20 protein-coding genes and 2 tRNA genes are annotated in these 18,933 nt (G+C 55.9%); 3 read left to right on the top strand and 19 right to left on the bottom strand.

The features are described from left to right. Positions 1-265: 265 nt before the first annotated feature. Both mobH and I9H09_RS07005 read left to right on the top strand, forming a co-directional pair. The gene (gene mobH / locus I9H09_RS07010; RefSeq protein ID WP_236502613.1) at positions 266-2,194 is read left to right on the top strand and encodes a MobH family relaxase; all 1,929 of its coding nucleotides are present in this window, start codon (positions 266-268) and stop codon (positions 2,192-2,194) included. Beyond that, a complete protein-coding gene (locus I9H09_RS07005; protein ID WP_005769281.1) occupies positions 2,191-3,648 on the top strand; it encodes a site-specific integrase in 1,458 nt (485 codons plus the stop codon). Before mobH ends, I9H09_RS07005 begins: the two co-directional genes overlap by 4 nt. Positions 3,649-3,962: 314 nt before the next feature. Here the strand turns inward: I9H09_RS07005 and I9H09_RS07000 are convergent. The 19 genes from I9H09_RS07000 to I9H09_RS06910 all read right to left on the bottom strand — a co-directional run bounded on the left by I9H09_RS07000 (position 3,963) and on the right by I9H09_RS06910 (position 17,816). Then, positions 3,963-4,039 (bottom strand) — tRNA-Pro (locus I9H09_RS07000). Between the two features lie 95 nt (positions 4,040-4,134). After that, positions 4,135-4,210, bottom strand: a tRNA-Lys gene (locus I9H09_RS06995). 62 nt (positions 4,211-4,272) lie between these two features. Then, a complete protein-coding gene (queC, locus tag I9H09_RS06990) occupies positions 4,273-4,962 on the bottom strand; it encodes a 7-cyano-7-deazaguanine synthase QueC (protein WP_005892007.1) in 690 nt (229 codons plus the stop codon). A 1-nt stretch (position 4,963) separates the two neighbouring features. Beyond that, entirely contained in the window at positions 4,964-5,611 is a 648-nt protein-coding gene (queE, locus tag I9H09_RS06985) for a 7-carboxy-7-deazaguanine synthase QueE (RefSeq protein WP_005892003.1), read from the bottom strand. Positions 5,612-5,782: 171 nt separating this feature from the next. Next, positions 5,783-6,598, bottom strand: coding sequence for a tol-pal system protein YbgF (ybgF, locus tag I9H09_RS06980; protein ID WP_054991122.1), 816 nt, complete (start codon positions 6,596-6,598; stop codon positions 5,783-5,785). A 6-nt stretch (positions 6,599-6,604) separates the two neighbouring features. Next, positions 6,605-7,108: a peptidoglycan-associated lipoprotein Pal gene (pal, locus tag I9H09_RS06975; protein ID WP_005891998.1), complete on the bottom strand. Its 504-nt coding sequence runs from the start codon at positions 7,106-7,108 to the stop codon at positions 6,605-6,607. A gap of 52 nt (positions 7,109-7,160) precedes the next feature. Next, entirely contained in the window at positions 7,161-8,411 is a 1,251-nt protein-coding gene (gene tolB / locus I9H09_RS06970; protein ID WP_371903820.1) for a Tol-Pal system beta propeller repeat protein TolB, read from the bottom strand. 47 nt (positions 8,412-8,458) lie between these two features. Beyond that, positions 8,459-9,553: a cell envelope integrity protein TolA gene (tolA, locus tag I9H09_RS06965; RefSeq protein ID WP_024670226.1), complete on the bottom strand. Its 1,095-nt coding sequence runs from the start codon at positions 9,551-9,553 to the stop codon at positions 8,459-8,461. Continuing rightward, positions 9,553-10,017, bottom strand: a complete 465-nt coding sequence (gene tolR, locus I9H09_RS06960; protein WP_002554654.1) for a protein TolR — start codon at positions 10,015-10,017, stop codon at positions 9,553-9,555. Before tolR ends, tolA begins: the two co-directional genes overlap by 1 nt. Before the next feature lie 14 nt (positions 10,018-10,031). Further along, entirely contained in the window at positions 10,032-10,727 is a 696-nt protein-coding gene (tolQ, locus tag I9H09_RS06955) for a protein TolQ (RefSeq protein ID WP_002554655.1), read from the bottom strand. Continuing rightward, positions 10,717-11,184 (bottom strand): tol-pal system-associated acyl-CoA thioesterase, encoded by a 468-nt coding sequence (ybgC, locus tag I9H09_RS06950; RefSeq protein WP_005891989.1) that lies wholly within the window; start codon positions 11,182-11,184, stop codon positions 10,717-10,719. The genes tolQ and ybgC overlap by 11 nt, the downstream gene beginning before the upstream one ends. Before the next feature lie 133 nt (positions 11,185-11,317). Continuing rightward, positions 11,318-12,379: a Holliday junction branch migration DNA helicase RuvB gene (gene ruvB, locus I9H09_RS06945; RefSeq protein ID WP_005891988.1), complete on the bottom strand. Its 1,062-nt coding sequence runs from the start codon at positions 12,377-12,379 to the stop codon at positions 11,318-11,320. Further along, positions 12,380-12,988, bottom strand: coding sequence for a Holliday junction branch migration protein RuvA (ruvA, locus tag I9H09_RS06940; RefSeq protein ID WP_005891987.1), 609 nt, complete (start codon positions 12,986-12,988; stop codon positions 12,380-12,382). It lies immediately after the preceding gene. 83 nt (positions 12,989-13,071) lie between these two features. Next, complete coding sequence (gene ruvC / locus I9H09_RS06935) at positions 13,072-13,596, bottom strand: crossover junction endodeoxyribonuclease RuvC (protein ID WP_004657902.1); 525 nt, start codon at positions 13,594-13,596, stop codon at positions 13,072-13,074. A 131-nt stretch (positions 13,597-13,727) separates the two neighbouring features. Further along, positions 13,728-14,474 carry a YebC/PmpR family DNA-binding transcriptional regulator gene (locus tag I9H09_RS06930; RefSeq protein WP_005891986.1) on the bottom strand — a complete coding sequence of 249 codons (747 nt, stop codon included), beginning with the start codon at positions 14,472-14,474 and terminating at the stop codon, positions 13,728-13,730. Positions 14,475-14,590: 116 nt separating this feature from the next. Continuing rightward, positions 14,591-16,366, bottom strand: coding sequence for an aspartate--tRNA ligase (gene aspS / locus I9H09_RS06925; RefSeq protein ID WP_005891981.1), 1,776 nt, complete (start codon positions 16,364-16,366; stop codon positions 14,591-14,593). A 284-nt stretch (positions 16,367-16,650) separates the two neighbouring features. Further along, on the bottom strand, positions 16,651-16,992 hold the full coding sequence (locus tag I9H09_RS06920) for a ribbon-helix-helix domain-containing protein (RefSeq protein ID WP_371906434.1): 342 nt from the start codon (positions 16,990-16,992) through the stop codon (positions 16,651-16,653). 2 nt (positions 16,993-16,994) lie between these two features. Next, entirely contained in the window at positions 16,995-17,324 is a 330-nt protein-coding gene (locus tag I9H09_RS06915; RefSeq protein WP_147461796.1) for a hypothetical protein, read from the bottom strand. A gap of 18 nt (positions 17,325-17,342) precedes the next feature. Continuing rightward, the gene (locus I9H09_RS06910; RefSeq protein ID WP_003314356.1) at positions 17,343-17,816 is read right to left on the bottom strand and encodes a Dps family protein; all 474 of its coding nucleotides are present in this window, start codon (positions 17,814-17,816) and stop codon (positions 17,343-17,345) included. A gap of 468 nt (positions 17,817-18,284) precedes the next feature. Between I9H09_RS06910 and I9H09_RS26885 the strand changes: the two genes are divergently transcribed. Beyond that, a complete protein-coding gene (locus tag I9H09_RS26885) occupies positions 18,285-18,893 on the top strand; it encodes a cold-shock protein (RefSeq protein WP_005891971.1) in 609 nt (202 codons plus the stop codon). Positions 18,894-18,933: the final 40 nt, after the last annotated feature.

Genomic DNA, 18,933 nt, shown 5'->3' with positions numbered 1-18,933 from the left:
AAAAGGCCGGCGAGCCCGCCGGAAATGGATGCCGAAAGGGCCAGAAAGGCAGCTTTGCACGAATTGAAATTTACAAAAAACCATCCTAAACAAGCACTTGGAGACTACATTTTCTTCGGCAAGCATGGCAACATCGGTTCGCTGACACTGTTTGGATCCCAACCATTCAGGTGGCGGCTGATGTACTTAACCTTTCCAGGATGGATATGGGTTTCGACTTGTCACGCTGAGCCCTATAGAGCAAAAGGCCCACCATGACTTCATCATGGGTACCTCAATGCTTAGTTTCTTTCAGCGAAGAAAAACATCTCCAACCACGCCCTCCAATGCTGCAGGGTTTACCAAACCCGAGTCTGCCGACGCGTTACTGTCTACTCCCCGACGGCGTCAGCTCATTGAAAACATATGGCAGCGAACGTCCCTGCCCCGCACGCAGTTCGATACGCTATACGTGCAGGCATTCAAGAGCTACGCAGCCTTGGTGCAGCATCTCCCTGCCTCGGAGAATCATCACCATGCCTATCATGGTGGCATGCTGGATCACGGTCTTGAAATCGTCGCCTACGCACTGAAGATTCGGCAAATGTATCTGCTGCCAATCGGAGCTCCGCCCGAGTCACAGGCTGCCCAGTCCGAAGCGTGGTCTGCAGCATCGGCTTATGGTGCGCTCGTCCATGACCTGGGCAAGATTGCTGTAGACGTCAAGGTGGAACTGGCAGACGGCACGACCTGGCATCCATGGCATGGGCCACTGGATCAGCCATACCGATTCAAGTACGTGAAAGGTCGGGACTACCGGTTGCATGGAGCTGCTTCGTCGCTGATCTACGCGAATGTCATTCCGGCGAAGGCACTGGACTGGCTCAGCGGGTTTCCCGAGCTCTGGACCCAACTGGTGTTCGCGTTCGCAGGGCAATATGAGCATGCCGACATCCTGGGAGAAATTGTCTCACAGGCGGATCAGGCATCGGTGGCGCAAGAACTCGGCGGCAATCCGGGTCGGGCAATGTCAGCGCCTAAACAATCCATTCAGCGGCAGCTGGCCGAAGGCTTGAGGATGCTCATCTCTGAGAAATTCAAGCTGAACCAGCCCGATGGTCCTTCAGACGGCTGGCTGACGCAGGACGGCTTGTGGCTTGTCAGCAAGCCTGCGGTAGACCAGCTCAGGGCTCATCTGCTGTCACAGGGCATTGAGCACATTCCGACGTCCAATGCCCCCATGTTCAATCTGCTCCAGGATCAGGCAATCATTCAGCCTAATGGAGAGGGAAAAGCCATTTGGAAGGCCAACATCGACAATGGTCGAGGCTGGAAGAACACGCTCACGCTACTGAAAATCGCGCCGGCATTGATCTGGCCGAACGCTACCGAAAGACCAGAGGCGTATACCGGCACCCTTACGGTGGAAGCCGCAGGACCGGTGGAAGAAGTCGAGCAAGCGCTTGTGGGAGCCGCCGAACCACTATCGACAGGTAACAATAAGAAGATACCTGCCGCGGTCAATCAGAAGGCGCAGCAATCCTCGCAGAAACAAGCACCGGCACCAGTAAAAGATTTTGATGCGCTGGATGAGCTGCTCGATCTATTTCCCGATCCAGTACCTGCTGCTCCAACTGCACCAGTGCAAAGTAGCCCGGAGAGCACTGACGACGACCAGATCCCCTTTTCTCTTCCAACCAAACCACCTGCACGGCTTAGTCAGCCCAAGCAGGCTGAGTCTGACATCCCCGTTTTTGAGACAACTCCAGCAACAGACACTGCCAAGAACTCGAATAACTCGGCCCCGAATCATGGCACCAACTTCCTCACCTGGCTGAAGGGCGGTGTGATCTCTCACCGGATCATTATCAATGACGCCAAAGCGCGTGTACATACCGTGGACAGCACGGCGTTTCTGGTCAGTCCGGATATCTTCAAACGTTACGCGCTTGAGCATCCGGCGATTGAGCACGAGGCGAAAGAGCGCGCTCTCGAAGCCTGGCAATTGGTCCAGCGATCTTTTGAGAAGCTGAAAAAACATCGGAAGACGCCCGCAGGCCTGAACATCTGGACATGCTTGGTCAAAGGACCGCGCAAAAGCAAGCAACTGCGGGGCTATCTGCTCCTAGAGCCCACCGACGTCTTCAGTGAAGTGCCCTACGATAACCCTGTGGTCAGTTTGGCGGACTTGGCAGATAAGGAAGCATCTGAATGAACACGATGACACTGCCTGAACTGACCCAGGAATACATCCTCACTCATGACCTGAGACCCGACACCGTCAAGATCTACTGGGCTGCCACAAAGTCCTATGTCAGATTCTTCGGTAACCGTCTGGCAAGCGAGACGACGCACCGGGACATGCTCGACTGGCGCAGATCCGAACTGGAGAGAGTTTCCAAGCGGAGCTGGAATACGTACTCCAGTCACCTGCGAACGGTATACCGGTATGCAATGGAACACGGTCTCGTCGAACTCAAGGTGAATCCTCTGAAAGAAACGCGCGTGATTCCAACAAAACGTCCGAAGAAAACCATCAACACAGACGCCATTGTGCGCGCAAGAAACTGGCTAAACATTTTGGTCCAGGAGGAGCGTGCAACCGGGAACAGAACAGAGATCACCCCCGCATGGTTCTGGCTCGCAGTATTTGAAATGTTCTACTACACGGGCATCAGGCTCAATGCACTGATCTGCTTGAGGTATGCCGATATAGATTTGGGACAACGCCTGATCAGAGTCAGGGGAGAGACAGAAAAAACCCATAGAGAATTCATGATCCCCATTCCAGACGGACTGATGCCTCATCTGAAATTGCTCATGGAAATCGCGCACAAAGTCGGCTTCGCACCCACGGATCAGATTTTCAATGTTAACAGGTTTTCCGGCCATTACAGTCGGTCACAGATGAACTCTGACCAGGTGGAAGCCATGTACAAAAAGCTCACCGCTATGACGGGCGTTCGAATGACCCCTCATCGCTTCAGACATACCATCGCCAGTGAAATGATGCGACAACCGGAGCGCAATATTCACATTACAAAAAACCTGCTCAACCACTCCAATATCGCGACCACTATGGAATATATCGAGCCAGATTACGATGTGATGCGTGAGGTCATGAATGAGCGCGGCAAAAGACCAGCAAAAATTAACTACTTAGCCAAGTCAGATGCTGCTAACCGAGCGAATGCGCGCACAAGCAAGAAAGCAGCACCCGTTAAAGATCTGGCTCGGAGCTCAGCTACAAGCATCCCTGCCAGAGGTAGCTCCTCCCAAAACACAAGGATCCCTGCCCCAGCAGCAAATTTCCACTCACAATTGAAAGCTGATGAGATACACCGCCCAAGTGATCAGGTCAAAAACAATGAGTCAAACCAACCGGAAAAATATGGAACTGACCCAGTACCCGTTGGGCAAGCAGATCTTCTTGACGATTCCACTGACACACCAATGAGGCAGGCTCTGCCTCAGGACCTGTTCAGCCCGGAATATCTCGCACGGCGGCTTGACGAATTTTCTCAGTGGGTAAGAGAAGCCGCTAGCGGCAGAATAGTCGTATGTCCTACAACCACCGATAGCCGATTATCCTCAGGCCCGAACGAGCAAATGGGCAACCCACTGCCGTCAGGCTTTGACGCAAGCGTCTGGAACAACCGCACCGGCTAAAGTATGGGGGCTAAGACAATTGCTAACTGCCATCAGTAATGGTCATACCCGCCTATTGTCTGTGCCGAGAGCCTGCGTCAGGAAGACGGTACGAGGGTAGATAGCGATGAACGCTTATTCGCACACGCAAAAAAAACGCCCTGTTCACAAGCTTTCGCCTAGAACAGAGCGCTGCAATTTGACATCACCGCGTGTCGGAGTTATGTTTCGCGACAGACGGCTGCTTGCCTGGATAAATCGTTTCACATGCAATGCTCGCCCTCAATAAGCAGACGACACACCGTAATTGAAGATTTGAAGCACACAACAGTGTTTGGTCGGGGTAAGGGGATTCGAACTCCTGACATCCTGCTCCCAAAGCAGGCGCGCTACCGGACTGCGCTATACCCCGGTAAATCAAGGCACCTCAACCAGCTGCCTGCGACCTGATACGAGTGGCATCAGATCTTTAAGATTCGGCTCCAAGGTGAACCTTGGAACCAAAAATGGTGGGTCGTGTGGGATTCGAACCTACGACCAATTGGTTAAAAGCCAACTGCTCTACCAACTGAGCTAACGACCCTCTGTTGTGTGGCGCGTATATTACTGATTTTTATCAGTAATTCAACACCTATTTTGAAAAATTTAAAAATAACGCGTCGGGTCGGTCATGCCGGCAGCAGAAAAGCCTTCTGCGCGCAGGCGACAGCTGTCGCATTTACCGCACGCCCGACCTTGATCGTCGGCCTGATAGCAGGAAACCGTCAGCGAGTAATCGACGCCCAGAGCGCTACCTGCCTTGACGATATCCGACTTGCTCAGGTTCTGCAGCGGAGCCCTGATTGTGAAGCCCTGCCCTTCCACACCGGCCTTGGTCGCCAGGTTCGCCATGCGCTCGAAGGACTCGACGAACTCGGGACGGCAATCCGGGTAGCCGGAGTAATCCACTGCGTTCACACCAATGAATATGTCCCGTGCGCCCAGCACTTCAGCCCAACCCAGCGCCAGCGAGAGAAATACGGTATTGCGCGCAGGCACGTAGGTGACCGGAATGCCTTCTGAGGGTGACTCAGGTACGGCAATGGAGCTGTCGGTCAATGCCGAGCCGCCAATACCGTTGAGGTTCAGGCCAATGACCTTGTGCTCGACGGCGCCCAGATCGCGGGCGACACGTGCAGCTGCGTCCAGCTCGGCGCGATGGCGCTGGCCGTAGTCGAAGCTCATGGTGTAACAGGCGTAGCCCTCAGCCAGCGCCATCGCCACAACGGTTGCCGAATCCAGGCCACCCGACAGCAGGATCACGGCTCTTTTACCGGTATTGGTCAATTCATTCATCTCAGCGCCCCGGCTCGTCATCCCAAAGAATTTTGTGTAACTGCATCTGCAGGCGTACCGGCAGGTTATCAGCAACGATCCAGTCGGCCAGGTCACGGCCTTTAAGCTCGTGATGACTGGCAGAGAACAGAACTTCACCTGCACGACGCTCAAGGCCGTACTGGATGAGCTTGGAAACAGCCCAGTCGTAATCCTCGCGTGAGCAGATGACGAATTTGACCTGATCGTTCGGCGTCAGCAGCTCCATGTTCTCGTAGCGGTTACGCGAGACCTCTTTTGACCCTGGGGTCTTGAGATCGACAACGCGACTCACCCGAGGGTCCACTGCAGAGATGTCCAGAGCGCCACTGGTCTCCAGCGACACTTCATAGCCCGCATCACAGAGGCGCTTGAGTAGCGGGATCGCGTTGGGTTGGGCAAGCGGCTCGCCGCCGGTCACGCAGACGTAACGAGGGCGATAGGACGCAACTTGTCCGACGATGTCGTCCAGCGTCTGAATAGTGCCGCCACTGAACGCGTAGGCACTGTCGCAATACTGGCAGCGCAGAGGGCAACCGGTCAGGCGGACAAATACGGTAGGCAGGCCAGCCGTACGGGTTTCACCCTGCAACGAGTGAAAGATTTCGGTGATGCGTAATGTGTCTTGCATATCAGCCACGGGCGTAACAGCTAAACAGGCCGTCCGCCTCCGTCAGGCACTTCAAAGGACCCTGCCATTGCAGAATCCGGAAAAGCGTAAGGTGTACCGGAATTTCGGGGGCGAGATTCTAACGAAAAAAGCCGCGACTGGCGCGGCTTTCTTGATCAGCGGGTCAGGAGGTCACAAACGCTGAAGATCACGTTGCGCCAACTGGGCAGCCGATGTACCCGGATACTGGGCTACAACCTGCTGCAGAATGCCTTTTACCTTGTCGGTATGACCTAGGCGACGTTCAACATCTGCCAGTTTGTACAGCGAATCAGGCACCTTGGCATGCTTCGGGTACTGCTGGCTGACTTTTGCAAACGCCTGACCGGCACCTTGAAGGTCACCCTTGGCCAGGTTTACCTCGCCCAGCCAGTACTGGGCATTGCCCGCGTAAGAACTGTTCGGGTATTTGCGCAGGAAAGCGGTAAAAGCCTGACTGGCCTTATCGAAATCCTTCGCCTTGATCAAATCGAAGGCAGCTTCGTAATAGAGCTTTTCCTTCGCCGGGTCAGGAGGCTCCGTGCCTGCTGCCGGAGCCTGGGCTGCTGAAGCCGAAGGCGTCCCACTGGCGTCGATAGCGCCACCAGAAGGTTGAGAATTATTGGTAGCCGGAGCGGCAGTGCCACTGGCTATACGTTGATCGAGTTCCTGATAACGCTCCAGAGCTTCCTGCTTCATGCGCTGGATATCGTTTTGCTGGACCTCTACAACACCGCGTAAGCGCGCGATTTCATCCTGCATTTGCTGCAGCTGCATGAACAGCTGACCTTGCGCCGAGGCAGGGGCCGTAACCCCTCCCCCGGCGTAGGCGCCGGACGTGCCATAACCCGCTGGCGGATAACTGCTGCTGCCAGAGCCAGAATTATTATCGACCACAGGTGCCGCACCCATCGCTGAAAGCGGAAGAGTGAGAGCCAAAACGGTTAGAGCACGTCGGCACGTTCGCATGTCAAATTACTTACGCAGTTCGACGCGACGGTTCTGAGCCCACGACTGCTCGTCGTTGCCGGTAGCAACTGGACGCTCTTCGCCGTAGGAAACCAGTTCCAGCTGAGCTGGGGAAACACCTTGCAGAACCAGGTAGCGTTGAACGGCTTTCGCACGACGCTCGCCCAGTGCCATGTTGTACTCACGAGTACCACGTTCGTCGGTGTTGCCTTCCAGAACAACGCGAGCGCCGTTAGCTTTCAGGTCTTTGGCGTGAACATCCAGAGCGCGCATGGCTTCTGGCTTCAGGTCCGAACTGTCGTATTCGAAGTAGAAGGTGGTGATTGCGCGCAGAGCAGCTTCTTCGCTCAGGGAGCCGTCAACGGCACCAGAGTTAGCGCCGTAACCAGCGTTAGGATCAACAGCAGCACCGCCAGCGCCGGCGTTGTCGCCGCCCTTGGACGAGCAACCTACAGCTACAGCCATGGCCAGAGCCAGCGCAGCAAATTTACCAAACTTCAGCATTTCCATCTTGAAACTCCTAATGAACCCCAGTGTGTTAAGCAAAACGTGTAGCGCCGCGTCAGTTCAGGTAAGGGGACCAGGAAGGTTCTCTGACTTCGCCTTGAGCGGTAGGAAGCGGGAGCCTTACGCGTCCGTTAATGGACACGAGCATCAAGACTCCCCGGCCCTGCTGGCGGGTGGCGTAGATTACCATGGTGCCGTTGGGCGCAACAGTAGGCGACTCATCAAGGTTGCTATCTGTGAGGATTTTTACGCTACCGCGGGCCAAATCCTGCACTGCTACCTTGAAATTAGTGAAGCCGTCCTGCCTGTGAATCATCACCAGCGTCTTTTCATCGGCTGATAATTTCGGATTGGCATTGTAGTTACCCACGAACGTTACCCGTTCGGCACCACCGCCATTGATGTTCGTCTTGTATATCTGTGGCTTGCCGCCACGGTCCGACGTGAAGTATAGCGTAGACCCGTCCTTTCCGAAGAAAGGTTCGGTATCAATTGCACCGTCGTTGGTGACACGACTCAATTGACGCGAAGCCAGGTTGATTACATAGATTTCCGGGTTACCGTCCTTGGACAGAACGAATGCCAGCTTGTTGCCATCCGGGGACCACGCAGGAGCACCGTTCAGGCCTTCGAAGTTGGTGATCTGCTCGCGACGACCCGTATCGATATGCTGAACGAAGATGCGCGGACGCTTCTGTTCGAACGACACGTAAGCGATACGCTTGCCATCAGGCGCAAAACGCGGCGACAGAATAGGCTCGCGGGATTGCAACAGGGTTACCGCTCGAGCACCGTCGTAATCCGAACGCTGCAGAGTGTAACGCGTGTTGTTTTCCGAGAAGCGTTCGGCCGTCACGTACAACATGCGGGTAGAGAACGCACCCTTGATACCGGTGAGTTTCTCGAACGACTGGTCGGCGATGTAGTGAGCCATGTCTCGCAGTTGATCGTTGGTACCGGAAACGTTACCGGTCAGTACCTGCTGCTCGGTAGCCACGTTGAACAGTGCGTACTGAATCTGCAGACGTCCGCCGGCTGGCGTGATATTGCCCACCATAACGTATTGGGCACCCAGCGCTTTCCAGTCACGGAAAATGACTTCGCTGCCTTGGGTCGGCAAGCTGATCATGTTCTGCTTCGGAATTGGCGCGTAATAGCCGGAGTTGCGCAGGTCGTTGCTCACGATCTCCGCCATGTCTTCCGGTAACACGCTCCCGCCCTGCCAACCGAATGGCACGACCGCAATTGGTGCCGCGCGGTCACTGCCACTGGTAACCAGAATGTTCTTTTCTTCTGCCGCCACTATTCCGGACGCGAAACAGAGAACGACCAGCAGTCCTCGAAAAAGGTTGATCACAAGGCTAGATCTCCAGGTGTGAATGTCATCTTGAATGAACGATAGGGAGCGAAGTCAGCCGGCTTCAGACCCTGCATTTCTGTCAAACGTCCAATGTTCTTCACCGCTGCAACTGCAGAGCTGTCGAACGGTCCGTCACCACTGGACTTTGCAATCGATACCGAAGCAATCGTACCGTCCGGCAACATCCCTATCTGCAACGTTACTGACATGTTGTTACGTGCAGAAGGAGGACGACTCCAGCCTTCCGACGCTCGAACACGGATCAGGTCATCGAAACTGCCTGCCGTTTCATCGCCACGCTCGTCAGCCAGAGCCTGTTGCCGTTCCGGTTTGTCGGACAGCAAATCGGCCAGTGCCTGCGCCTTCTTGTCTTCGGCAGATTTCCGAGCAGCTTCCTGAGCCTTCTTGGCAGAGTCGGCAGCGGCTTTTTTCTTGGCGTCTTCGGCAGCCTTTTTCTTGGCATCCTCGGCAGATTTCTTCTTGGCGTCCTCTGCGGCCTTTTTCTTGGCCTCATCGGCAGCCTGTTTTTTGGCTTCTTCGGCTGCAGCTTTCTTGGCGTCTTCTTCGGCTTTTTTCTTCGCCTCGTCTTCAGCCTTTTTCTTGGCTATGTCAGCCAATTGCTTGTCTTCAGCCTTTTTGGCGTCAGCGACCTTCTTGGCTTCGTCGGCTTTCTTGGCATCGTCAGCCTTTTTGGCCTCCTCTGCTTTCTGCTCGGCCTTCTTGGCTTCGTCGGCTGCTTTCTGCTCTTCGGCTTTTTGAGCCGATTCTTCTTTCTTTTGTTCCGCAGCTTTTACAGCTTCCTGTTTGAGCTGCTCGATCTTTTTCTGCTCCAGCTGTTCGACTTCAGTTTGTCGCGCAGCGGTTTTCTTCGCCTCACCGGCAATCTTCTGGTTGGTCTGGGTAGTGGCCTGGCTCTTGGACTTGAGCTGATAGAGCGTTGCCTGAACGATAGGCTTGGCTTCGGGCAGATCCGGAGTCATGGCAAAGCTGACGAACAGCATGCCGAAAATCAGAATATGCAATGCCACGGCCCAGACACTGGGCCAGAAGTAGCTTTCCGAGGCGGACGGCTCTCGAATCGGCTGCATCAGGGTGCCTCGGTAATCAAGCCAACATTCCCGACCCCAGCCTTCTGCAGCCCGCCCATCGTGCCCATGACCGAGCCGTAATCGACGGTCTTGTCACCACGAATGAAAACCTGCGTCTGCTTGCCTGCGTCGCGACCGGCCGCGACGATCTTGGTCACGGCGGCGGTCAGTTGCGGCAGGGTCATTGCCTTGTCCATCTGCTTGTCGGTATCGACTTCGCTGCCAAGGTTCCAGTAATAGGTCTTGTCAGCCTTGATCGAAATGGTCAGGACCTGATTGTTGTTGTCTTGCGGCAAAGCCTCGCTGGAGACCTTGGGCAAATCGACCTTCACGCCCTGGTTGATCATGGGAGCCGTCACCATGAAAATCACGAGCAGCACCAACATCACGTCGATGTAGGGCACTACGTTCATTTCGGCGACCGGCTTGCGTTTTCTGCGACGATCTCGAGCGATTAAAGCCATGGGGAATTACCTGCTCACTCTTCGCTGGTGTGCACTTTACGGTGCAGGATGGCCTGGAACTCGTCAGCAAACGTGTAATAACGGCTGATCAAGGTCTCACTGCGCGCGGCGAAACGGTTGTAGGCAATAACAGCCGGGATGGCTGCGAACAGGCCGATGGCCGTTGCAATCAGTGCTTCGGCAATACCCGGTGCCACGGTGGCCAGTGTTGCCTGCTGGGCAGTCGCCAGACCGCGGAAGGAGTTCATGATCCCCCACACGGTACCGAACAGACCGACGTACGGACTGGTAGAACCGACGGTCGCCAAGTAAGGCAGTCCTGCTTCGAGCTTTTCTTCCTCACGGGAGATCGCTACGCGCATGGCGCGTGCCACACCTTCCATGACTGCATCAGGATCGACGCCGGACTGCTGACGCAGACGGGAGAATTCCTTGAAACCGGCACGAAAGATTTGCTCGACGCCCGAGTCCGGATCGGGGTTGCTGCCTGCCTGACGGTACAGCTTGGACAGGTCGATGCCCGACCAGAAGCGCTCTTCAAAGCTGTCCAGTGCGCGCCGACCTGCACGCAGCATATTGCTGCGCTGAAAAATCACGATCCACGAGGTGACCGAAGCGGCCACCAGAATCAGCATTACCAACTGAACAACAATGCTGGCATTGCTGACCAAACTCCACATGGAGGAATGGTCGACGACGTTAGCTTCCACGCTTTATCTCCTGCTCTGAATGTATGCCCGCGCCGCCCTGGTCGGCAAAGGCCGCTCGCAGAGCTTCGGGAATGGCCCGGGGTTTAAAACTATCGGCGCGTACACACGCCACCAGGAACTGCCCCTCGCAGAGCAGTGTTGCATCTGACGCCCGCCTGATCTGCTGTGTAAAACGCAGGCTGACACGGTTCAATTCGGTTACTTCTGCACTGACAAGCAGCTCGTCATCCAGCCGCGCCGGCTTGTGATAACGCGCCTCACTGGAGTGCACGACAAATAAAAGGTTTTCCTGCGCCAGTTCGGACTGGGCAAAGCCCAGATCCCGTAGCCGCTCGGTACGAGCCCGCTCCATGAATTTCAGATAATTGACGTAGTAGACGATGCCGCCAGCATCGGTGTCCTCGTAATAAACGCGACAGCGATGTGCGAACGACTGAACCCCGTTTTGCGCGCGCATACTCTAGTGCTTACTCCTCAGGTTGCCAATCGGCTCAGGCAACTGTTTTTCAACGTTTTGCAGCTTATTACCAGTATCGGCCGCAAGACTGGCAATGTGACCACAGGAACCCTGAATAAATTGCAAAGCATTACTATAAATCCGCCGGGTCATCGACAAAATCACCCGCTGCCGGCATCTCCCCCATTCGCGAGGGGATATTCAGCCCGAAATGCAGGTACGCATGACGAGTGACCACGCGCCCGCGAGGTGTGCGCATGATATAGCCTTGCTGGATCAAATAGGGCTCCAACACGTCTTCAATTGTGTGACGTTCTTCACTGATGGCCGCCGCCAGGCTGTCGACACCTACCGGACCACCGTCAAACTTCTCGATCATGGTCAGCAGCAGACGCCGGTCCTGATGATCGAAACCGTGTTCGTCGACATCCAGCAGGTTCAGCGCCTTGTCAGCTGTCTGACGGGTAATCTGCCCGTTGCCACGCACTTCGGCGAAGTCCCGCACCCGACGCAGCAGGCGGTTGGCGATCCGTGGTGTTCCTCGCGCGCGCCTGGCTATCTCGAACGCCCCCTGCGGCTCGATGACCAGCCCCAGAATGCCGGCCGAACGCGACACGATCGTCGAAAGATCAGCAATATTGTAAAACTCGAGGCGCTGCACAATACCGAAACGGTCACGCAGAGGGTTGGTCAGCATGCCCGCACGCGTGGTCGCGCCCACCAGCGTGAAGGGTGGCAGATCAAGCTTGATCGAACGCGCCGCAGGTCCCTCACCGATCATGATATCGAGCTGAAAGTCTTCCATTGCCGGGTACAGCACTTCCTCGACAATCGGTGACAGCCGATGGATTTCATCGATGAACAGCACGTCATTGGGCTCAAGGTTGGTCAAGATCGCAGCCAGATCCCCTGGCCGCTCCAGCACCGGGCCGGAAGTACTCTTGATCGACACGCCCATTTCCTGGGCAATGATATTGGCCAGTGTGGTCTTGCCCAGACCGGGCGGGCCGAAGATCAGCGTGTGATCCAGCGCTTCGCTGCGGCCTCGGGCAGCCTGGATGAACAACTCCATCTGCTCGCGAACGGTAGGCTGGCCGATGTAATCGGCGAGACTCAGCGGACGAATCGCACGATCCATCTGTTCATCGCGATCACGGCCACCAGCGGCGGTAATCAGGCGGTCGGCGTCTATCACTTAACCCATCCCCTTCAACGCGCGGCGAATCAGATCTGCACTGCTCAAGTCTTTTTCCTTGATGGCGGAGACAGCCTTGCTTGCCTCCTGAGGCTTGTAACCCAATGAAATCAGCGCGCTGACAGCATCGGATTCGGCCGACGCCACGGGCTCGGCCTGATTAGGGCCATTGGAAACCAGTGCGAAGGTGCCTGGCAATGCCTCCCAGGCCTTGAAACGGTCCTTGAGCTCGACCAGCAGACGCTCGGCGGTCTTTTTGCCCACGCCAGGAATGCGCGTCAAGGCCGAGGTATCCTGAGCCTGAACACAACGCACCAGCTCATCGACCTCCAGACCCGACATCAAGGCCAAGGCCAGCTTTGGCCCTACTCCATTGAGGCGAATGAGCTCACGGAACAGCTCGCGCTCGCGCTTTTCGTAAAACCCGTACAGCAAATGCGCGTCTTCGCGCACCACCAGATGGGTATACAGCGTGACGGTTTCGCCGACATGCGGCAGCCTATAAAGGGTGGTCATCGGCACTTCCAGCTCGTAACCGACACCATTGACATCCAGCACCAGATGCGGAGGCTGCTTCTCGGCGATAGAGCCGCGTAAACGTCCAATCACGTTTCAGATCCTTTCGTGTTGCGTGTCGCTTGCGCGAAGAAATTGAACACAATCCGTCATAAAAAAGCGTGCGGGCGATGCTATCAGAGACGCAGTCGACCGCCGCGACTACGCGCAGTACTCAACCCATGCGGAATCAGACTGGAGCGCGTGTGCGCGTGACACAACGCAATCGCCAGGGCGTCGGACGCATCGATCTGCGGTTTCTGAGTCAGCTTGAGCAAATGCATGACCATCATCATCACCTGCTCCTTATTAGCGCCACCGGTGCCTGCAACGGCCTGCTTGACCTGAGTGGCCGTGTATTCGGCGATTTCCAGCGCCTCTTCGGCACCCGCCACGATGGCCGCACCTCTGGCCTGCCCCAACTTGAGCGCCGAATCGGCGTTGCGCGCCATGAAGACCTTTTCGATGCCCATAGTTACAGGCCCGTAAGTCTTGATGACTTCACGCACACCGCGATAGACGATCTGCAAACGCTCGTGCAGTTCGCCGCTGCCGGTGCGAATACACCCGGAGGCCACATAAACACAGCCGCGCCCGGTATCACGCACCACGCCATAGCCGGTAATTCGCGAACCGGGATCGATACCTAGAATAAGAGTCATAACGCCTGCAGCTTTAGAAGGTGACGCAAAAGCAATGTGCGCAGCATAAAGGCAGAAGCCGGAGGCCGATAGCTGCGTGATGCTCACAGCTTCGTTCCCCCGGCTTCTGACACGGTGCTACCAGTCGACGATCAGCCCAGTTGCTCCATGACTTCGTCAGGAATTTCCGCGTTCGAATAGACATTCTGCACGTCATCCAGGTCCTCAAGCATATCGATCAGCTTGAGCACCTTTTCGGCGGTTTCCAGATCAAGCACTGCGCTGGTAGTAGGCAGCATGACGATTTCCGCATCATCGGCCTTGAAGCCTGATGCTTCCAGCGCGTTGCGCACCGCATAAAACCCGGAGAACGAGGTAAAAACATCGATCGAGCCGTCTTCATTGGTCACGACATCGTCGGCGTCAGCCTCCATAGCCGCTTCAATCAGCGCGTCTTCATCAACACCGGCAGCAAAGGAGATTTGCCCCTTGCGATCAAACAGGTAGGCAACAGAGCCGTCGGTGCCGAGATTGCCACCGCATTTGGTGAACGCATGACGCACCGCGGCAGCGGTCCGATTGCGGTTGTCAGTCATGGTTTCGACCATGATCGCCACGCCGCCCGGACCATAGCCCTCATAACCCAGCTCTTCTACATCATCCCCGTCGGATGCACCCACGCCCCGCGCCACCGCACGATCAATGGTGTCGCGAGTCATGTTGGCGCCAAGGGCCTTGTCCAGCGCCAGACGCAAGCGCGGGTTGGAGCCAGGATCACCGCCACCCTGACGCGCAGCAACGGTCAGCTCACGGATCCACTTGGTGAAAATCTTGCCTTTTTTGGCGTCCTGACGCTCTTTGCGGTGCTTGATGTTGGCCCACTTGGAATGACCTGCCATTTCTCGCTCCAGATTCTTTTTGAAACACCTTCACCTTTCGCCCATGAGCCATCTGGCAAAAAGCTTCACTCGATAAGGGTGATACAGGGCGCATCGTCGATGCGCCCTGTCCGGCATCACTCGGCCTTTGGCTGCTCGCGCAGACGAATATGCAACTCGCGCAGTGCCTTGGCATCGACAACGCCAGGTGCCTGAGTCATGACATCGGCAGCACTCTGGGTTTTCGGGAACGCAATCACTTCACGGATAGACTGCGCACCGGTCATCAGCATGACCAGACGGTCAAGACCAAACGCCAGGCCGCCGTGCGGTGGCGCACCGTACTTCAGCGCATCCAGCAGAAAGCCGAACTTCTCTTGCTGCTCGTCTTCGGCGATGCCCAGCAGTCGGAAAACTGCCTGCTGCATTTCCTTGCGATGGATACGGATCGAACCACCACCCAGCTCGGTGCCGTTGAGTACCATGTCATAGGCACGGGACAAGGCTGTCGCCGGGTTGGCTTCCAGCTCTTCAGGCGTGCACTTGGGTGCCGTGAAGGGATGGTGCAACGCGGTAAAGCTGCCGTCGTCGTTCTCTTCGAACATCGGGAAGTCGACGACCCACATCGGCGCCCACTCGCAGGTGTGCAGCTTGAGGTCGTTACCGATCTTGATCCGCAGAGCGCCCAGCGCCTCGCTGACAACCTTGAACTTGTCCGCACCGAAGAACACGATGTCGCCATCGACGGCGCCGACGCGGTCAAGGATGACATTCAGGTTTTCTTCAGGAATGAACTTCACGATAGGCGACTGCAAGCCTTCCGGCCCTTTCGCGCGCTCGTTGACCTTGATGTAAGCCAGACCTTTGGCGCCGTAGATGCTGACGAACTTGGTGTAGTCGTCGATCTGGCTGCGCGCCATGCTGGCAGCACCCGGTACACGCAGTGCGGCAACACGCCCCTTCGGGTCGTTGGCCGGACCGCTGAACACCTTGAATTCCACGCCAGTGAGCTGGTCGGCAACGTCTACCAGTTCCAGCGGGTTGCGCAGGTCAGGCTTGTCGGAGCCATAGCGGCGCATGGCTTCTTCGAAAGTCATGTGCGGGAAGTCACCGAACTCAAGGTCCAGAACTTCTTTGAACAACTGACGAACCATCTTCTCGGTCAGACCGATGATGTCTTCTTCGTTGAGGAAGCTGGTCTCGATGTCGATCTGAGTGAATTCAGGCTGACGGTCGGCACGCAGGTCTTCGTCACGGAAGCACTTGGCGATCTGGTAGTAGCGGTCGAAGCCGGCCACCATCAACAGCTGCTTGAACAGCTGAGGCGACTGCGGCAGCGCAAAGAAGCTGCCCGGGTGTGTGCGGCTCGGGACCAGATAGTCGCGAGCGCCTTCCGGGGTGGCGCGGGTCAGGATCGGCGTCTCGACGTCGAGGAAACCGTTCTCGTCCAGGTAACGGCGAATGCTGGTGGTAATGCGCGAACGCAAACGCAGCTTCTCGGCCATTTCCGGACGGCGCAGGTCGATGAAGCGATAACGCAGGCGCGTCTCTTCGCCAACGTCAGAGTATTCATTCAGCGGGAATGGCGGAGTTTCGGATTCGTTCAGCACTTCGAGTTCGTAACCCAGAACCTCGATGGCACCGGACGCCATGTTCGCGTTCACGGCACCGGCCGGACGAGCACGAACCTTGCCCACGACCTTGACGACGTACTCGCTGCGCACACGGTCAGCGGCGGCGAAGGAGTCTGCACGATCAGGGTCGAACACTACCTGAGCCATGCCCTCACGGTCGCGGATATCGAGAAAGATAACGCCCCCGTGGTCACGACGACGGTGGACCCATCCGCAAAGGGTAATTTCCTGGCCTTCCAGACTTTCGTTCAGTTGGCCGCAATAATGGCTGCGCATCATGATGGTGTTTTCACTTCTCGTAATTCGAATTCGGTGGCGCTTTCGCTCCTGGCTTGCGCTCAGTGGTGCAAGGCACCGGCACAAGGCTCAAACCAGCCCAGGCCCACGCAAAGTACGCCCGCTGGCAAGACGGGGGATTATATAGAGTTAATTGACACCGTGCAGCCGAACGAACCTGTGAGGCCCGGATAAGTTCGCGGTCGTTCCGTGCAGCCGGGCAGTGCATCCGCAGCAGAGAAGGCAGGCGCGCCGTGGCGAGCCCGCAGAATGAGGAGAGGGTCGAGCTAGGCGTGGGAATTTTCCAGACAGTCAGCCTTTAAAACATGGGCAACGCAGACAACGCGAATCAAACCGCTGAAATTCTTGACGCCGCCATAGCGCAAGTGCACTTCCCTGTCGATGTACGACAGCACCGCATTGACGGAGCATTCATTGGAACTGGCGATGCCCGACAGAATATTCCAGTACACGTTTTCCAGACGCAAACACGTTGCCAGCCCATTAAGCCTGACCGACTTCGAATGAGGCTGTGCCAGCGTCATATTGAAATCCTGAACAAAGGGATCGTGACGTATGTCCACCTCCCGATGTAAAACTTTAACCTCTTGATCAATCCCACTGGTCATCATTACCACCCTCGAATCAATAAATTCAAAACACCGGAAGAAATATTCAAAAACACATAAATACCCGATGTATAAAACATTATTCGAGCAGCTATAACCAGCAGGCTCCGCAGCCTGTCACTGTAGGACATGGCCACAGAAATCAGCGGAATATCGTTAACACTTGAAGGGCGATAGAGCGAGTTAACAACAGGAAATAAAACAGTGGGTGATACACCGCGGATGACCATCATGCCCGGTTGACGCTTCGTACTGCCGGTCGCCGGTGCGCATGCGGTAACAGATGGGCGAGCCTCGCCGCCGCAGACGTAAAGCGGGCGGGCGACCTTCAAAGTCGCCCGCCAGTACCGTTACTTCGACTCGAGCATCGAGCGCAGCATCCAGGCCGTCTTTTCATGCACCTGCATGCGTTGTGTCAACAGATCGGCTGTCGGTTCATCGCTGACCTTGTCCAGAAGAGGAAAGATACTACGAGCAGTTCGGACAACGGCCTCTTGACCCTGAACCAGACTTTTGATCATATCTTCAGCGCTTGGAACGCCCTCTTCTTCTTTGATGGAAGACAGACGGGCATACGTGGAATACGTACCCGGTGCAGGAAAGCCCAACGCACGAATACGCTCGGCGATAGAATCGACCGCCAGTGCAAGTTCGTTGTATTGCTCTTCAAACATCAGGTGCAGCGTGCGAAACATAGGCCCGCTGACATTCCAATGAAAGTTGTGAGTCTTGAGGTAAAGCACGTAGGTATCGGACAGCAGGTGCGACAGGCCGTCCACGATCGATTTGCGATCTTCTTCACTGATACCAATATCAATTGCCATGTTTCATGCCCTTTTAGTGAGGATTGAAAGCCGTACTGCCCGCTACTCTATCAAGAGAACCCGACCGATGCAGCCTTCCGTTGCGGCGATGCGGCGGGAACGTTGCGCGGAGCAGATAGTGTTCCGGGGAGCACCCTTGTTGATGAGGCAACGGGCATGGCGAAAAATTCGTGTCTGTTTCGGAGGCTCGGGGGGAAGCCAGCCAGAACGCTCTGCTTGGGCACCTTCAGAGACATTGTGCCGAGACTTGCAAGTGACCCATGTCAGGCACGGTGGCCATAATCAATTGCTGATTTGAGTAGGATCGGGCTTTGCTGTTAAATACACGGCGTGTCGCCAATGAGTAGCCCTTCAGCATCGGCGCATAGGCTGGCCCACCGTTCGTGCATCACGCCTCATCTTGTTCAGAAGCGTACCGGGCGTTACCAGCTATTTCTTGTAATCCTTCTTGCATGTGAGCTTTTTAAAATGTTGAAAATTGTCCACCTGGTAACGGGAGCAGCTGCCCTGTTGCTTTCTTTCATCCCCAGCCTGCGTAGCGAGGCCATGTCTCCCTACCTGCAACAGCCCGACGCGCTTTACCTGGCTTTCTTCGGTCTGCTTAACCTGATACTTGCACCGGTAATCCCTTACTGGAATCGAGGCCCACGTCATAACCTGCAAAATCTGGTCAGCGCACTGCTTGTCATCGCAGTCGTCGTACAGACACTCACCCTGCTTGTTCCGCTCCTGACCATTGCCGGGCAACCTGCAATCATGGTGAGCCTGGCAATCGCCGTGCTGGCTGTGGTTCTGCATCTGGGTGTCAGCTTCTACAGGTCGTACTCGCCTTCGCCCGCACCTCAAAACCACGACATGAGCAATCGCGATACAGGCACTGTGAAGTGGTTCAACACCTCCAAAGGCTTCGGCTTTATTTCCCGGGACTCCGGCGATGATATCTTCGTCCATTTTCGCGCCATCCGCGGCGAGGGTCATCGCGTCCTGGTCGAAGGTCAACGTGTCGAGTTCTCAGTCATGAATCGCGACAAAGGCCTGCAGGCCGAAGACGTGATTGCAGCCCTGCCCCGCCGCTGATTACTTCAGGCCATACCTTTAGTTTCAGGCAATAAAAAAC

This window comes from Pseudomonas tremae, from assembly GCF_023278125.1.
Taxonomy (GTDB): Bacteria; Pseudomonadota; Gammaproteobacteria; order Pseudomonadales; family Pseudomonadaceae; genus Aquipseudomonas; species Aquipseudomonas tremae.
This window is presented reverse-complemented; position numbering and strand designations above follow the sequence as displayed.

Coding starts and splice junctions, on each gene's coding strand:
- I9H09_RS06930 (WP_005891986.1), bottom strand. CDS start 14,474: ATGGCAGGTCATTCCAAGTGGGCCAACATCAAGCACCGCAAAGAGCGT.
- queC (WP_005892007.1), bottom strand. CDS start 4,962: ATGAATGAATTGACCAATACCGGTAAAAGAGCCGTGATCCTGCTGTCG.
- ybgC (WP_005891989.1), bottom strand. CDS start 11,184: ATGCGCGCGCAAAACGGGGTTCAGTCGTTCGCACATCGCTGTCGCGTT.
- I9H09_RS07005 (WP_005769281.1), top strand. CDS start 2,191: ATGAACACGATGACACTGCCTGAACTGACCCAGGAATACATCCTCACT.
- aspS (WP_005891981.1), bottom strand. CDS start 16,366: ATGATGCGCAGCCATTATTGCGGCCAACTGAACGAAAGTCTGGAAGGC.
- mobH (WP_236502613.1), top strand. CDS start 266: ATGGGTACCTCAATGCTTAGTTTCTTTCAGCGAAGAAAAACATCTCCA.
- pal (WP_005891998.1), bottom strand. CDS start 7,108: ATGGAAATGCTGAAGTTTGGTAAATTTGCTGCGCTGGCTCTGGCCATG.
- I9H09_RS06920 (WP_371906434.1), bottom strand. CDS start 16,992: ATGACCAGTGGGATTGATCAAGAGGTTAAAGTTTTACATCGGGAGGTG.
- I9H09_RS06910 (WP_003314356.1), bottom strand. CDS start 17,816: ATGGCAATTGATATTGGTATCAGTGAAGAAGATCGCAAATCGATCGTG.
- ybgF (WP_054991122.1), bottom strand. CDS start 6,598: ATGCGAACGTGCCGACGTGCTCTAACCGTTTTGGCTCTCACTCTTCCG.
- tolA (WP_024670226.1), bottom strand. CDS start 9,553: ATGCAGCCGATTCGAGAGCCGTCCGCCTCGGAAAGCTACTTCTGGCCC.
- ruvC (WP_004657902.1), bottom strand. CDS start 13,596: ATGACTCTTATTCTAGGTATCGATCCCGGTTCGCGAATTACCGGCTAT.
- I9H09_RS26885 (WP_005891971.1), top strand. CDS start 18,285: ATGTTGAAAATTGTCCACCTGGTAACGGGAGCAGCTGCCCTGTTGCTT.
- queE (WP_005892003.1), bottom strand. CDS start 5,611: ATGCAAGACACATTACGCATCACCGAAATCTTTCACTCGTTGCAGGGT.
- tolR (WP_002554654.1), bottom strand. CDS start 10,017: ATGGCTTTAATCGCTCGAGATCGTCGCAGAAAACGCAAGCCGGTCGCC.